Source organism: Mesorhizobium sp. WSM4848 (assembly GCF_055811375.1).
In genome coordinates, this window is record NZ_JBVVPX010000012.1 from 98,514 (window position 1) to 112,647 (window position 14,134).

The 14,134-nt window shown below is 61.6% G+C and carries 15 protein-coding genes and 1 tRNA gene; 7 read left to right on the forward strand and 9 right to left on the reverse strand.

Going from position 1 to position 14,134, the window contains the following annotated elements; all coding sequences use genetic code 11:
- Nucleotides 1–13: 13 nt before the first annotated feature.
- On the forward strand, nucleotides 14–556 hold the full coding sequence (locus tag AC0L16_RS13920) for a MerR family transcriptional regulator (RefSeq protein WP_473621390.1): 543 nt from the start codon (nucleotides 14–16) through the stop codon (nucleotides 554–556).
- Nucleotides 557–781: 225 nt separating this feature from the next.
- Complete coding sequence (locus AC0L16_RS13925) at nucleotides 782–1,120, forward strand: hypothetical protein (RefSeq protein WP_473621392.1); 339 nt, start codon at nucleotides 782–784, stop codon at nucleotides 1,118–1,120.
- 52 nt (nucleotides 1,121–1,172) lie between these two features.
- Here AC0L16_RS13925 and AC0L16_RS13930 read toward each other — a convergent pair whose 3' ends face one another.
- Nucleotides 1,173–1,448, reverse strand: coding sequence for a hypothetical protein (locus tag AC0L16_RS13930; protein ID WP_473621393.1), 276 nt, complete (start codon nucleotides 1,446–1,448; stop codon nucleotides 1,173–1,175).
- Between the two features lie 377 nt (nucleotides 1,449–1,825).
- A complete protein-coding gene (locus tag AC0L16_RS13935; RefSeq protein ID WP_473621394.1) occupies nucleotides 1,826–2,272 on the reverse strand; it encodes a hypothetical protein in 447 nt (148 codons plus the stop codon).
- Nucleotides 2,273–2,371: 99 nt separating this feature from the next.
- Between AC0L16_RS13935 and AC0L16_RS13940 the strand changes: the two genes are divergently transcribed.
- Nucleotides 2,372–2,448, forward strand: a tRNA-Pro gene (locus AC0L16_RS13940).
- Between the two features lie 432 nt (nucleotides 2,449–2,880).
- Here AC0L16_RS13940 and AC0L16_RS13945 read toward each other — a convergent pair.
- Nucleotides 2,881–3,033 (reverse strand): hypothetical protein, encoded by a 153-nt coding sequence (locus AC0L16_RS13945; protein WP_473621395.1) that lies wholly within the window; start codon nucleotides 3,031–3,033, stop codon nucleotides 2,881–2,883.
- Between the two features lie 112 nt (nucleotides 3,034–3,145).
- On the opposite strand from AC0L16_RS13945, the gene AC0L16_RS13950 reads away from it, so the two are divergent.
- Nucleotides 3,146–3,325: a DUF3606 domain-containing protein gene (locus AC0L16_RS13950; protein WP_258117761.1), complete on the forward strand. Its 180-nt coding sequence runs from the start codon at nucleotides 3,146–3,148 to the stop codon at nucleotides 3,323–3,325.
- 36 nt (nucleotides 3,326–3,361) lie between these two features.
- On the opposite strand, the gene AC0L16_RS13955 is transcribed toward AC0L16_RS13950, so the two are convergent.
- Entirely contained in the window at nucleotides 3,362–3,613 is a 252-nt protein-coding gene (locus AC0L16_RS13955) for a hypothetical protein (RefSeq protein WP_473621396.1), read from the reverse strand.
- A gap of 502 nt (nucleotides 3,614–4,115) precedes the next feature.
- On the opposite strand from AC0L16_RS13955, the gene AC0L16_RS13960 reads away from it, so the two are divergent.
- Nucleotides 4,116–4,517 carry an ATP-dependent DNA ligase gene (locus AC0L16_RS13960; RefSeq protein ID WP_473621397.1) on the forward strand — a complete coding sequence of 134 codons (402 nt, stop codon included), beginning with the start codon at nucleotides 4,116–4,118 and terminating at the stop codon, nucleotides 4,515–4,517.
- 767 nt (nucleotides 4,518–5,284) lie between these two features.
- Here AC0L16_RS13960 and AC0L16_RS13965 read toward each other — a convergent pair.
- The 4 genes from AC0L16_RS13965 to AC0L16_RS13980 all read right to left on the reverse strand — a co-directional run bounded on the left by AC0L16_RS13965 (nucleotide 5,285) and on the right by AC0L16_RS13980 (nucleotide 9,894).
- Nucleotides 5,285–6,538, reverse strand: a complete 1,254-nt coding sequence (locus tag AC0L16_RS13965; protein WP_473621399.1) for an O-antigen ligase family protein — start codon at nucleotides 6,536–6,538, stop codon at nucleotides 5,285–5,287.
- Complete coding sequence (locus AC0L16_RS13970; protein WP_473621401.1) at nucleotides 6,535–8,070, reverse strand: undecaprenyl-phosphate glucose phosphotransferase; 1,536 nt, start codon at nucleotides 8,068–8,070, stop codon at nucleotides 6,535–6,537. Before AC0L16_RS13970 ends, AC0L16_RS13965 begins: the two co-directional genes overlap by 4 nt.
- Before the next feature lie 124 nt (nucleotides 8,071–8,194).
- Entirely contained in the window at nucleotides 8,195–9,325 is a 1,131-nt protein-coding gene (locus AC0L16_RS13975) for a glycosyltransferase family 4 protein (RefSeq protein WP_473621403.1), read from the reverse strand.
- Nucleotides 9,326–9,330: 5 nt separating this feature from the next.
- On the reverse strand, nucleotides 9,331–9,894 hold the full coding sequence (locus tag AC0L16_RS13980; protein ID WP_473621405.1) for a polysaccharide biosynthesis/export family protein: 564 nt from the start codon (nucleotides 9,892–9,894) through the stop codon (nucleotides 9,331–9,333).
- A gap of 360 nt (nucleotides 9,895–10,254) precedes the next feature.
- Between AC0L16_RS13980 and AC0L16_RS13985 the strand changes: the two genes are divergently transcribed.
- Both AC0L16_RS13985 and AC0L16_RS13990 read left to right on the forward strand, forming a co-directional pair.
- A complete protein-coding gene (locus AC0L16_RS13985) occupies nucleotides 10,255–12,459 on the forward strand; it encodes a GumC family protein (protein WP_473621407.1) in 2,205 nt (734 codons plus the stop codon).
- A gap of 82 nt (nucleotides 12,460–12,541) precedes the next feature.
- On the forward strand, nucleotides 12,542–12,799 hold the full coding sequence (locus AC0L16_RS13990; RefSeq protein ID WP_473621409.1) for a type II toxin-antitoxin system Phd/YefM family antitoxin: 258 nt from the start codon (nucleotides 12,542–12,544) through the stop codon (nucleotides 12,797–12,799).
- Nucleotides 12,800–12,841: 42 nt separating this feature from the next.
- On the opposite strand, the gene AC0L16_RS13995 is transcribed toward AC0L16_RS13990, so the two are convergent.
- Entirely contained in the window at nucleotides 12,842–14,053 is a 1,212-nt protein-coding gene (locus tag AC0L16_RS13995) for a GNAT family N-acetyltransferase (protein WP_473621411.1), read from the reverse strand.
- Between the last annotated feature and the right edge of the window lie 81 nt (nucleotides 14,054–14,134).

Genomic DNA, 14,134 nt, shown 5'->3' on the forward strand with positions numbered 1-14,134 from the left:
GAGGATTTCGCACATGGACAAGAGCCCCGACGCTTTCCGCACCATCAGTGAGGTCGCAGAAGATCTCGACCTGCCGCAGCATGTGCTTCGTTTTTGGGAAACGCGTTTCAACCAGATCAAGCCGATGAAGCGCGGCGGCGGCCGCCGCTACTACCGGCCGCAGGATGTCGAACTGATCAAGGGCATCCGCCACATGCTCTACGATCAGGGATACACGATCAAGGGTGTGCAGAAGCTGTTGCGCGAGAACGGCAATCATTTTTTGGTCGCCATCGGCAATGGCGACATGGCGGCCGTCGAGGCGATCTCGCAGCGCCGGCAGGCCGATGCGGTGCCGCTGACGCCGGCGGCCCAGCCGCGCGGCGCCGATGACGAGATGCTGGTCGGCGAGCCCAAGGTGAAACCCAGCCGGCGCTTTTTCGGCCTGGGCAAGTCCGACGACGAAGGCCCGGTGCAGCCGGGCACGTCGAAACTCTCGCGTGACAATCGCGCTTTGCTGCAGGAGGCGCTGTTCGACCTTCTGGAATGCAAGCGCCTGCTCGATCAGGTGCGCTAGCCCATGACCCCGAAAAATGCGCAAATTAAAAAATGCTGCAGACTCCTTGCGCCTCCGATAGGACGCGCGGCGCTGTAGTGCATGTTGGGATAAGGACTGCATAGAACTTCAAACGGGTCGCATGAATCCTTTCCGATGCGACGCTTCGGGCCCCCACTCGGTCGCGGCAAAAACCGGAACCGGTTTTGCGATCATGCGTTCCTTCGCAAAAGAAGGAAGCCTGTCATGGTATCATTTTCGACCCTCTCCGACATCGATCTTGAAAAACAGGTCGCGGCTCTCTCCAGGGAACTGGCGGCGTTGAGGAAAGCCGTTTCCAGGCGCGGCAGCGCCTATTACGAGGACGGGCGTGACACCGCGTCGGACTATTACTTGGACCTCGCCGAGCGCTTGAGTGACGCGCTACCTGCGATCAGAAGGCATGGCAGGGTGATAGAGAAGACAGCCCGCGATCATCCCGCGACAGCGGCCGCAGTCGGTCTGGTTGTGGTCGGGCTCGTCGCCAGCCTGTTCCTCAGCCGTCAGCAGAAAACGTCGCGAACGAGATCGAGATCGGCACGTTGAGACAAGAAAATGGCGGCGCCGACGGCCGCCATTTTCGTTGACTAAAAGTCGATCAGCGCGCGAACTTGAGCTTGTTCTTCGGGCTGACCTGTGCGGTCTGGCTGCATTTGCCGTAGACGGTGCCGTTGGAGTCGGTGGCGTCCGTATAAGTACCCTTGCAGTCGAGCTGCAGCACCAGGCAGTGACCCGCGCCCTTGCAAACCGCGCCGCCGCCGCTCGGATGCGTGCCGTTGGCGAAGGCCGAGCTCGGCAGTGAAATCGAGCCGAAGGACGAGACGACGATGGCAGCGGCGAGCGACAGGCGCTTGACATTCGAGATGTTGGTCATTTGAGCATTTCCTTCTCTTGATCGAGGATCGCCGTCAGGGCGTCCTTCCGGTTGGGACCGCCTTGGTGGCTCCCATGCCGTGTTGGTGCGGCCCGGAGAGAAAAGGTTCACGCGTCGGTTCAAGAAAATTCGCACCCCCCTGACGCGTTCTGCATGCTCAGGCTCCCGCCGCTGAGATTCGATCCGCTCAAAACGGCTGACGGGCCAGCGACAGCGGCTTGAAAGGGGAGCGGCTCAGAACCGTCGAACAATTCGGCGATCGCCAGTCAAAGACCCCGATCGGGATGACGGTCCCGCGCCGGTGCCGCCGAGGCCTGTGCCGGGCTGCTGCCGATCGGAATCACGATGCCGTGACGGCGTTTTTGGCGCTTGGCAAATCACCATCGAGAGGGCATTCTCTGCGCCGTCTCAGGCAACTTCTTGATTTGATCAAACTCTTTAAATCCACGGAGTTGCCAAATGCCCCAAATAGCAACAAGCGAAGCATTTTCCGAACTGTCGGCGACCGAAGCTGCGCCCGACCACAGCGCCCTCAAGGCCATCCGAGAAACCAGGGGATACAGCATGGAAGAGCTGTCCCTGACGTGCGGCCTGTCGGTCGACGAAATCGCGGACATCGAGAACGGCAGGAATGCCGATTTGTCGAAGCTTAGGCGAATAGCCTCAGCGCTCCGGCTTCCGGAAAACGCGCTGATCGATACAGCCGCGCTGACACAATCCGTGGAAAATCGACGGCCCGTCTCATAACAGCGACGCCAGAGGATCAAGCCAGACAAACGAGTGTGATTCTGGATTTGAAGTTCCTGAATGCTGACGACGTCCAACGGAGCAGGAACTTCAAATCCACGATGCCGGGTATCGGCACGACGGCCGCCGAATTCGGTTGACCCGAACCGGGTTATCACGATACATCGCGACCGGTCCGGAGTGTAGCGCAGCCCGGTAGCGCACTTGACTGGGGGTCAAGGGGTCGTCGGTTCGAATCCGGCCACTCCGACCATTAAATCCTTGAGATCCCTAGTTTTTATTGAAGGCGCTTCTGGCGCCTTTTCCATTTTCGGAACGAAAGGCGCTCAAATCGCCCGTTTTCGGAACCCGGAGTCCCGAAAAGTGCCGAAGTGAAAGCCCGAATGTTCTGCATTCCTGCGCCTCGGCTACTCCGAACCTAGCCTGCGTAATTCCTCTAAGAAACCCGAAATGCATATCCTTTCTATTGTGCTCGCCACCACCCTGGACGCGCGTTTTCCGTGCGTCGCCAGGTTCGATGCAGAGATTCCGCCTCGAGCGTCATCCACGAAGCCCCCTATGACCACTTCCCACGCCGTCACCATCGGCGACGGCACCGTTCAAGTTCGCCGCATAAGTTGGAACGGATTCTGGAAGATCAGGCCAGACTTGAAGCCGCGAATGACGATGAGCAAGCGCCCTATGGCTACTCGCCGAACTCTGCATCGTCGCTTGCCGTCGGGCGATGCTCGTCATCGACAGGCGGCGATAGCAACGCTTCGGCTTCGGCGCGGCCGTATTCTCTACCAATTTGGAATGCGGCGTAGAGGGCGCCTGCAACGAGCAACGGTCTGAGCATAGTTGTCTCTCTTAGGCGGTAGAAATCATGCGGCCGGCAGATAGTTACACATGGGTGGAACCTCAACGTGCGACACTCGTTGCCACTGACCGTGGAGCAAGGAGGCGCAGAGGTGGCCCGAAAGAAATCGACCGATACGAGCCGGGTCAAGAAAGGTGCAGAGCTTGAGGTTGAGCACTTGACGGAGGTCACAGACGTGACGCCGAAACAGGCGCGAGCCCTGCTTCGCAAGCACGGAGCCGACTGGCAAAAGCTAAGGGAAGAAGCCGAGATCCAGAAGGAAGACGATTAGGGGCCTTCCGATCCTTGGCTGGCGCGTTTGATTTTTCTACCGTCCCGCACTTTGCGGAAACGGATTGCCCGGCCTGGCCAGTTCACCACCACCCCGGCGTATGGCTTCATGGGGAAATCCAATGTCTTTCAACCACTCGATCGACTTGCGCTCGAGGCCGGTATCGCCGTTAACCGACAATCGTAGAAAGCCCGAGGGCGTCATATCGGCGCCGTAGACCGTCTTTGGCTTTTTCGCTGCAACATCCCCCATGGCTCGGAAGATGCCGGTTTCGAGCCGCGAGCGCAAGACGGGCTTCCGTCCGGACAAGGCGAGGCCCTGTTCCATCAAAGTCTAACGACTGAGAAAACGCACCGTAAAGCACGTGCGGTAACAGATGATTCAACCGATGCTGGTACTTTGAAGGAGTGTGGTAGCGGCTCCGACAGTGGCGCGGGAAGGCGAATTGCCGGAGCCGCCAGCGCAGCCCGTTTGGGGGTTTGACCGCGCCGTCCTATTCTGGGACAGCGCGGTCAAAGATTAGTTAAAATTTTCCGGAACTAATTAAGAACATGCTAATTGAATCGCGGTTTTGCGAGTCAATGCATGCGTTTGAAGTTTGTCCCGCCACTACTGCCGACCTTGGTTGAGAAGCCTCCCGAGGTGGCGTGTGGCTTCATGAGGTCAAATTCGACGGCTACCGGTCGCAAATGATCGTTGACGAAAGCGGCACGCGCATTTTCACCCGCCGTGGCTTGGGCTGGACGGCGAAAATACCGCGACCCTGGCCGCCGCATCGAAGTCACTCGCTGTGGACAGTGCCATCATCGACGGTGAGATCATCGTGCCCAATGATGCCGGCCTGTCGGATTTCGCGGCTTTGCGCAAGGCCATCACGCGGCGCCAGCACGATCTCTACCTTGTTGCCTTCAATCTGCTGCACCTCAATGGCCACGACCTGCGCGACATGGCGCTCCAAGTGCGCCGCGACATCCTGACCGGCATCATCCCGCCTGATATCCGCATCCAGTTCAGCCAGGCGCTCGGGGGCGACGCCAATGCGATCTATTACCTGATCGACCTGGCCGGCCTTGAGGGAATGGTGTCCAAGCGTCGAGACACTCAGTATCGCAGCGGCCCGTCGACCAACTGGCTGAAGACGAAATGCTACACTGTCGGGGAATTCGAACTGCTCGGCGACCTTCGAAAGTGAAGGGCTCGAAACGCGGGAACCTTTCATCCGCGAACCGCTTTGTGTGCATGTCCCAAGCCGTGCAACCACCCATATTGCCAAAGGGTAGCCCAGATCGGGACGTCAACTGTGAAGTCGCCTTGGAAGCCGCATTTGCAGCCTTGGTGACTGCGTCGGAAGCGAAGGGGTGGACGCCGCGCGAAACGGCTGCAGCCCTACTGAAAATCGCAACGGAGCATGCCAAGCGGTTCAGGCTTGTGCCGGCTGAGCCGCCAAGGTGGCGAACGCGAAGAGGTATGTTGATCGCGGGTGCCGCGCTCGTGTTTTTGCTGTATGCGGCCATCGTTTGGTGGATGCTTAGATGACGATCAACGTTTCGCCCTGGATACGGCCGTGGCGGCGGTCGTAGTGATGGCGTTGCCGCCTATACGTTGGATTGCGCGACGCTCGCCTAAGTTCATCCGGCCAGCGCCATGCCGACGGGCTATGCCTATGCCCATCGCCAGCCCTGCAGCGAGTTCCCGCCATGTTCGACGGCAATGGCTAAGACCACCACTCGCTACGCCCACGAGCTGGACGAAGAGGTGGCCGCAGCGATGGAGTTGCTACAAAACGCTGCCGCGAAGTCCCGAAAAAAGTCACGAATTAGGAAGGCGAAAACGGCGTAACGCGATGACTTTAAACAAAAGTCCGCGTTGCGCCCAATTTCCTCGGGGTCAAGGGGTCAACGGCTCGACTCCGGCCACGCCGGCCATTTTAAAACACCTGGGCTTGCACCCAGAAATCCATCATGCCGCCGGCGCTGACGCCGCCGCCGGCCGCAACTGCCGCTGGTGGCGGGATTCCAATGCGATCGCGCCCCAGATCAGCCCGAGCAGCAGATAGACGTGGCGCCAGTGATCAATGTCGATGAAGGTGCCCAGCGCGATATTGCCGATGAAGGCGACATAGGCGCACAGCAGGTAGGGCTGCCACGGCCTGTCGCGCAGGAGAATGCGGAAGCCGGCTGCTATCGTCCAGCAGGTCAGCGTCAGGAACGAGACGAAGCCGAGCCAGCCATAGTCCATCAGCATTTTTAGCCAGATGTCGTGTGTGTCCTCGCCGAAAATCGTGCCGAAGACGAGCGGGCCGATGCCGAGCGGATGCTCAAGCGCCATCTGGAAACCGAAGATATAGCGGGCGAAACGGCCGAGGCGGGCAGTATCGTAGCTCTGTTCCAGCTGGGCGCGGCTGGAGAACATTTCTGAAACACCCGGCAGTTGCAGGACGACGAGCATCGCGATGACCAGCAGCGAGATGGCGGCGATGGTCATGACGACGACACGCAGCCGGAATTTTCCGCTGGCGCTCTGCAGGAACAGGGCGCCGGTGAGCAGGATCGCCGAAACGCCGAACATGCCCCAGGCGCCGCGCGAGAACGAGAAGAAAATGCCGGCCGTGATGATCAGCAGTGGCATCGCCAGCAACGGCATGCGCGAGACGGGGCCTGTCAGCAGGAGATGGAGCAGGTACATGCCGGGCAGCACCAGGAACGGCCCGAACACGTTCGGATCCTGGAAGGCGCCGGTGGCGCGGTCGTATCTGGTGAAGATCTCCGCCCCCGGAAAGGCATGGAAATAGCCGGCTATCCCAAGCAGCGAGGTCAGCACCGCCGACATCGCATAGGCCCGGAAGATCACCCGGTAGAGATTGGGCTGGACCGATGTCACCGAGGCGAAGAACACTGCGGTAAACGCAAGGAACAGCGACACGGCGAGATAGAGCGGGGTGCCGGCAATATCCGACATCTGGGTCATCGCGATCATGCCGCCGATGTTCATGACCACCAGCAGCACCAGCAGCGGCGCCGCCGCGCGCGATATGCGCAGGCCGAACAAGGCCCACACTGCCATCAGCCCAACCATGTAGAGGTCGTATGGCGCCGGCTCGGCGATGACGAAGCCGGACAGGAAGACGCCGAGAAAAACCGCGCCCGACGCAATCAGCGCGATCAGCTTGGCGTTGACCGCAGCCGGCGGCAGTTCATGCGCGACTGCGCTCAATAGGCATTTTCCGTATTGACCAGCCGGATCGGTGTCAGGAACAGGATCCTCAGATCGAACAGCAGCGACCAGTTCTCGATATAGTACAGGTCGTACTCCGTCCGCATGCGGATCTTCTCGTTGGTATCCATCTCGCCGCGCCAGCCATTGATCTGCGCCCAGCCGGTGACGCCGGGCTTGACCTTGTGGCGTGCGAAATAGCCGTCGACCACCTCATTGTAGAGAAGGTTGTGCGACTGGGCGGCAATGGCGTGCGGGCGCGGGCCGACCAGCGACAGCGAACCGAAAAGTGAATTGAAGAACTGCGGCAACTCGTCGATCGAGGTCTTGCGGATAAAGCGGCCGACGCGGGTGACGCGCGGGTCGTTCCTGGTCACCGTCTGCCTGGCGGTCGGGTCCGCCTTGTCAGTGTACATCGAACGGAACTTGTAGACCTCGATGATCTCGTTGTTAAAACCATGCCGCTTCTGGTGGAACAGCACTGGTCCCTTGCTGTCGAGCTTGATGGCGATCGCTGTCGCCAGCATGACCGGCGAGAACACCATGATGCCGATGATCGAGAAGACGATGTCGAAGGCGCGCTTGGCGACCGAATCCCAGTTGTTGATCGGCCTGTCGAAGATGTCGAGCATCGGCACCGAGCCGATGTAGGAATAGGCGCGTGGCCGGAATCGCAGCGCGTTCGAATGCGCCGAGAGCCGGATGTCGACAGGCAGCACCCACAGCTTCTTCAAAAGTTGCAGGACGCGCGATTCGGCGGTCAGCGGCAGTGATACGATCAGCATGTCGATACGGGCGATGCGGGCGAACTCGATGAGCTCGGAAACGGTGCCGAGTTTTGGATAGCCGGCGACGATGGGTGGTGAGCGCTTGTCGCCGCGGTCGTCGAAGATGCCGCAGATGCGGATGTCGTTGTAGGGCTGCTTTTCGACGGAGCGGATCAGGACCTCCGCCGCCGTGCCGCCGCCGACGATGACGGCGCGGCGCTCCATGCGCCCGTCGCGCGCCCAGCGCCGGATCAGCTTCGACATCAGCAGTCTCAGGCAGAAGATCAGCATGAAGCCGACGACGAACCAGGTGCCGAAAACCAGGCGCGAAAAATCTTGCGACATCTTCACGGCGAATGCCGTCAGCGCCATCAAGGCGAAGGTGCCGGCCCAGACCACCAGCAGACGGCCGAAATTGGCAAGCGGCCGCATAAACGAGACGATCTGGTAGCAGTCGGCGACGTCGAGCAGCACCACGGCGAGGGACGAGGCGGCGGCGATCGCCAGCGGATATTGCCAGGCGAGATGGTTGAAGAAGCCGACATAGTAAAAATAGATGCACAGGCCCGACAGAAACAGCAGTGCGAATTCGACCATGCGCAAGACGCCGCTGACCATGATCGGCGACATGGTGTCGCGCCGGTATTGCGACGCGACCTGACGGGCGACGTCGTTCATGTCGCCGGGGCTATCGCCACCGGCCGGGCCGTTGAAATTGCGCACCGCGTCTTTCGAAAAGCCGCGTGCGGGATCCGTGTCGCTCATGGTGCATCCGCAAAGCTTCACGCAAGTGAATAGCGAATGAGAGCTAAGAAACCCTTGAAACAACAAATAGGTTTTGGAGAAGCTTTGAAGTTAACGCCCTTTTGGGGTTACCGCCCATTTCGGGTTAGCGCCTGAGCGCCGCGAAATAGGCCGTCTCGATCGCGGCGGCCATCACGTCGGCGCCGAATCGCGCCTTGAGGTCGGCGGTATCGGGCATCAGCCCGCCATAGGCATTGGGGTCGGCCAGCGCCGCGCTCATCTTGTCGGCAAGTTCGCGCGGATCGGGCCGGATCAGGGCAGGGGAACCGGCGCCAAAAATTTCCGGGATGCCGCCGACGCCGGTGGCGATCATCGATTTGCCGGCGGCGAGCGTCTCCAGCACGATGTAGGGCATGGCTTCCGCGCGCGAGGGCACGACAACCAGTTCGGCCAGCGCGAAGGCTTTGCGCGCCGGCATCGGCGGCAGGAAGCGCATATGGCCTTCGAGCCCGAGCCGCTTCACTTGCGCATTGTAGCGCGGCAGGTCGTCGCCGTCGCCGACCATCACCGCTTTCACCGGGCGGCCGAGCCGCGCTCCGGCAAGAACCAGCGCATCGATGAAGATGTCCGGTCCCTTGAGGTCGCGCATCATGCCGATATAGAGGGCATCGGCCGCATTCGGCTCGGTTCGCACCGGCTCGAACTCGGCGGCGCTCAGGCCGTTGTAGACAAGGTTGTTCGGGATCGGCGGTTCGCCGACCTTCCTGCGATATGTCTGCCTTTCATAGTCGGAGACAAACAGAAGATAGTCGGTGAAGCGCGCCATGAACCGCTCGAGCGCGAAGAACAGCTTCCCCGTGGCGGTGGTCTCGTCATAGTGAAGAGAGCCGCCGTGAGGCGAATAAAAGCGGGCTACGCGAAACCTTGATACCCGCAACAATGAGCCGAACAGGCGGGCATAGGCGCCACCCTTGGCGCCGTGCCCGTGGAGCACGTCCGGCCGCAATTCCTTGATGATCCCAAATGTGCGCCAGGCCGAGGCGAGGTCGCCCGGTCCGACATGCCGTTGCATCGGCGTGCGATGGATGCCGAGCGCCATTGTGCCTTTCATCTGTTCGAACAAATGTTCCTCGAAGTCGCCGCCCGTCCTCGAATCGCAGACGATGCCGACGGCATGCCCGGCGGCGACCTGCGCCTCGGTCAGGTCGCGCACGTGACGAAAAATCCCTCCGACAGGTGAGCGAAAGCAGTGGACGATCCTGAGTGTGTCCGCCACGTGGTCTAGAACAGGCGTTCGCGAACATAGACCGTGTCGCCGGGCAGAAGCGGGTCGGAGGTGGCAACGCGACCGGTCATGACCTTGCCGTTGATTTCGCGGGTGATGTCGACGCTTTCCTGGTTGGCGCGCGGGCTGAAACCGCCGGCGATGGCAATCGCCTTTTGCACGGTCAGGCCGGGAACATAGGAGTACTGGCCCGCAGCACCGACCTCTCCCATGATGAAGATCGGCCGGTAGCGGTCGATCTCGACCGAAACGTCCGGATCACGGAGATAACCCTGGCGTAATTTGTCGGCGATCTCGCCTTCGAGTTGCTGTGCGGTGTGGCCGCGCGCCGGTACGGCGCCGACGAGCGGGATGGACAGATAGCCGGATTGGTCGACGCTGTAGACGTTGGTCAATTCTTCCTGCTCGAACACGGTGACGCGGACCCGGTCGCCGGCGCCGAGGCGATAGGGATGATCGAGCATTTTATGAAAGGCGGCCGGCGCCGGCCGGTAGCTGGAGCAACCGGCAAGCAATGACACGGCGAGCAGCGCACGGAACAGGGGAGCAGTGCTTTTCATGACCGGACATGCACCTTCGACTGGCCGCCGCTGCACCGCGGCAAACTCTGGAGATCGAGGCCCGTTATCATTCGGTTAGGGTTAATGGCCGGTAAAGGCGGGCGGCCCAAGCGACGGCAACCGACCAGAGACGGCCCGGTTCCGGTGCTTTAGCTGCCGCGTGCGCGTAAAACCTGACAGGTGCTTACCGCAATATTAACGGCTGAGTTACCATATTTGTTTACGGTGTATGCTGACCAATGCATGTCGCCCAAAAGTGCGCAGCGGTTTTGGGACAACGACATGCATGAAAACAAGAGCTTGAAGCGCGTCGCATGAATCCGTTCAATGCGACGCGCTTCAAGCACCGGAGCAGGATGCATGTCCGTTCAATCCGCGGCCGCAGATGTCGACGTCGATCTCAGGCAGCTCTTCGCCAGCCTTGCGAGGAATTGGCTGCGCATTCTTGCCGTCGCGCTAGTCGTAACCGGCCTGGCGTTCGCGCTCACCTGGCTCGCCACGCCGCATTACCGGGCCGAAACCCGGCTTTTGATCGAGACGCGCGAATCGGTCTACACGCGCCCTGACGGCACCAATGACAACGACAAGCCGATTCTCGACGAGGAAGGCGTGACCAGCCAGGTCGAGGTCATTTCCTCGACCGACATCCTCAAGCAGGTGGCATCGAAGCTGAACCTGTCGCGGCTTCCCGAGTTCGACGAGACGGCGGATATGCCGGCGTTGAGCCGTCTGCTTGTCGTCGCCGGCCTGAAGAGCGACCCCAACGAGATTCCGCCGGAAGAACGCGTGCTGACGAAGATGCGCGAGAGGCTCAACGTCTATCGCGTTGAAAAATCTCGCGTTATCGTCATCGAATTCTCCTCGGAGGATCCCCGGCTCGCCGCCGAAATTCCGAACGCCATCGCCGACGCCTACATCTCCGTCCAGGGCAATGCCAATATCGAATCGAATTCCGCCGCAACCGACTGGCTGGCGCCGGAGATCGCCGACCTGTCGAAGCGGGTGAAGGATGCCGAGGCCAAGGTGGCAAGCTACCGCGCCAAGTCCGATCTATTGATGGGCGGCAACAATTCGGTTTTGGCCACCCAGCAGCTTTCCGAACTGTCCAGCGAATTGTCGCGGGTGCGGGCCAATCGCGCCTCGGCGGCAGCGACTGCAGACAGCGTGCGCAGGGCGCTGCAGAATGGCGGCTCGCTGGATGCGGTACCGGAGGTGCTGTCGTCCGGACTCATCCAGCGCCTGCGCGAGCGGCAGGTCGAGCTCAAGACCAACATCGCCGACCTTTCCACCTCCTTGCTCGACAATCATCCGCGCATAAGGGCGCTGAGGTCGCAGCTTGCCGATCTCGACCGCCAGATCCGCAACGAGGCGGAAAAGATCATGACAGGGCTGATGACGCAGGCGCAGACCGCCGAGGCCCGTGAAAACCAGCTTGTCGCCGACGTCAACACGCTGAAGGCCGCATCGGCGCGCGCCGGCGACCAGCAGGTCGAACTGGACGCGCTGCAGCGCGAAGCGACCGCCCAGCGCCAGCTGCTCGAATCCTACCTGACCCGCTACCGCGAGGCCTCCTCGCGCAAGGACAGCAACTATCTGCCGGTCGACGCCCGTGTCTTTTCCCACGCGGTGGCGCCGTCGGGACCCTATTTCCCAAAAATCCTGCCGATCGCCGGTGCGGCCTTCGTCGGCTCGCTGCTGGTCATGGCGATCGTGACGCTTTTGCAAGAGCTGTTTTCGGGTCGCGCCATGCGGCCGGCGGCCGGCGCCCGCTTCGAGCGGATCGAACAGGTCGCGATGCCGGTTGCCCACGAACCGTCCAATCACGGGCCGCCCAATCAGGAACCGGCCGATATCGAAGACCCTAGGGATCGGACGGCGCAAGTCCAGGCAGAGCCGCAAGCGGCTGCCGCGGCGCCTGCAACTGGCCCGGCAACTGGCGACGACGTCGGGCCGGCGCGCCGCAGCCTTGGCGAGGTCGAAATCGACAAGGCGGTGGAGAAACTGATCACAACCGGTGCGGCGCGCGCCATATTCGTGTCGCCGGAAGGCGACGAGGCGGCCGCCTCGGCGGTGCTGGTGGCGCGTGAGGTTTCCGACGCCGGCCTGCGCGTGCTCCTGCTCGATCTCACCGCTTCGGGCGCCGCCTCGCGGCCGACGCTGGACAGCAGGCTTTTCCCGGGCATCACCGATCTGCTTGCCTCCGAAGCGCAGTTCAGCGACGTGATCCATGCCGATCTCTATTCGGACTGCCACGTCATTCCCGTCGGCAACGCCGATCCGGTTCGCGCCATGCGCGCCGCCGACCGGCTGCCGATCATCATGCAGTCGCTGACCACCGCCTACGATCTGGTCGTGGTCGAATGCGGACCCACCGACGCGCAAGGCATCAGCCGCCTTGTCGGCGAGGGCACTGAGGTCTTCCTTTCGATGCTGGAGCCGAACGACGAGGTGGCGCAGGCCGCGGTCGAGCTGATCGAGAGCGGCTATCCCGAGCTGACGCTGGTGACGCCGGTCGGCCATCAGACGCCAGGGACGCCGCTACCCGGACGGCGCTCCGCCGCCTGAGACGGTTCGTTGCTTCCATGTCGATTCAGGGTGTCATGCATTATACGTATAATGCATGACTTCTGGATCAGATGGCAGGAAAATGATCAAAGTCAACGCGGCCGAGTTTCAGCGCAATATTGGACGTTATCAGGACATGGCGCTCAGCCAGCCCGTGGTGGTCACCCGCAACGGTCGGGAGCGCACCGTGATGATCTCGACTGAGGAATATCATCGTCTCAAGCGCCGCGACCGACGGGTGTTGAGCCTCGATGACTTCGATGATGCCGATATCGCGGCCTTTGAGGCGACCAGCGCCCCGGAATCGTCGAAAGCTTTCGATCACGAGCTAGACCAGTAGCTGCGTGGCGCTTTCCGTCCCGGGTCTGGCCATTCGCTATAGCTAACCGTCGTCCATTGCTGGCACAGCCTGTCCGGCCGTCTTGCGGCGCAGCATCTTGGTCAGCCTCCAGATCGTCGGGCTGTTCTTGACGAAGGCTTTCAGGCGCGCGCCTTGCCGCAGGACAAACACCAGCGCGCGGCCCTTCAGCGTCAGCGGAATCAGGACCTCGAAATGCTGGGTCTCGATATCGCACCACAGCCGCTTGTAGGGTTCGTCGCCGACCGAGAAATCATAGACATCGAACCCCCTCTCGCAGGCTTCCTCGATGTTGTCGAAGAACAGGAAGTCGCCGGGGCTGGCATGGGCAAGGTCGTCGTCGGCGATCGCTCCGAACTCGCAGACCAGGCGTTTTCCCGAGCGGCTCGATCCGGTGACGGCGCGAAGCTTGCCGGCGACTTCGAGCCCATGCAGCACGAAGGACGGCTCGCAAAGCGCTTCGACGAACAACGCGCGGAAGAAAGCACGAACCTCGGCCTCACCGAAGACGTTGGCGATGCCCATCTTGCGGAAGCGGAACTCCTTCATCTCGAAAAACGCATCGAGCAGCCTGTTCACCTCGTCCGCCGTCCGCGCCTCGATGCGGCGGTGGCTGCCGACGGCCTCTAACTTGCGCGCCTGCGAGCGGTGCCTCTTGCGCCTGCGCTTGCCGCTGGCGCGGGAGAGCAGCGCATCGAACCCTCCCGCCAGGTCGACGGCCAGCGACAGGTTGGGGCTGGGAAAATGGGGGAGGGATAGAAGCGGATTGGCAATGCCGTCGAGGTCGGGCAGCAGCCGTTCCAGCGCGACGAGGTCGATGTCCGGCCGCGCCTTCGCGATCGCCGCCAGCATCGAGCGGATAGAAGCAGCATCCGCCTTGGTCAGCCAGGACGGGTCGGCGGCGGCGAAATTGCCGTTGGCATGGCGGCCGCCCATGAAACGGGCGACGCGTAACGGACCGCGGCTGGTGACTTCCAGCGCCAACGAAAAAACCGGCCGGCCGTCAGCGCTCAGCATCACCAAGACGGTGTCCGCTTCGGCATATCTGGCCCAGTTCAGGATCCAGGCCGGGCTCTGCGCCGGCGCGAACAGCGCCGAACCGCAGAACTCGGCATAGGCCGCAAGTGCCGCACCGTCGGCGACCGACAGGCCGGCATGATCCGCAGGCACCGCGCGCGGCGCCGCCTCCATTGCCTCGAGCCGATTGCCGTCAAATGACGCGGTGGCGTCAACCATACCTCAATCCTTTAGGGCGTATTCACCGCGATTGGGGGCGCGCATAGGCGCATTCCGTGCTTGGATGAGCCTAGGCGCAAA

Excerpts from the sequence above, each read along its gene's own strand:
- AC0L16_RS13945 (WP_473621395.1), bottom strand. The coding sequence starts at position 3,033 with ATGCTCAGACCGTTGCTCGTTGCAGGCGCCCTCTACGCCGCATTCCAA.
- AC0L16_RS13930 (WP_473621393.1), bottom strand. The coding sequence starts at position 1,448 with ATGACCAACATCTCGAATGTCAAGCGCCTGTCGCTCGCCGCTGCCATC.
- AC0L16_RS13990 (WP_473621409.1), top strand. The coding sequence starts at position 12,542 with ATGATCAAAGTCAACGCGGCCGAGTTTCAGCGCAATATTGGACGTTAT.
- AC0L16_RS13925 (WP_473621392.1), top strand. The coding sequence starts at position 782 with ATGGTATCATTTTCGACCCTCTCCGACATCGATCTTGAAAAACAGGTC.
- AC0L16_RS13985 (WP_473621407.1), top strand. The coding sequence starts at position 10,255 with ATGTCCGTTCAATCCGCGGCCGCAGATGTCGACGTCGATCTCAGGCAG.
- AC0L16_RS13980 (WP_473621405.1), bottom strand. The coding sequence starts at position 9,894 with ATGAAAAGCACTGCTCCCCTGTTCCGTGCGCTGCTCGCCGTGTCATTG.
- AC0L16_RS13970 (WP_473621401.1), bottom strand. The coding sequence starts at position 8,070 with ATGAGCGACACGGATCCCGCACGCGGCTTTTCGAAAGACGCGGTGCGC.
- AC0L16_RS13920 (WP_473621390.1), top strand. The coding sequence starts at position 14 with ATGGACAAGAGCCCCGACGCTTTCCGCACCATCAGTGAGGTCGCAGAA.
- AC0L16_RS13995 (WP_473621411.1), bottom strand. The coding sequence starts at position 14,053 with ATGGTTGACGCCACCGCGTCATTTGACGGCAATCGGCTCGAGGCAATG.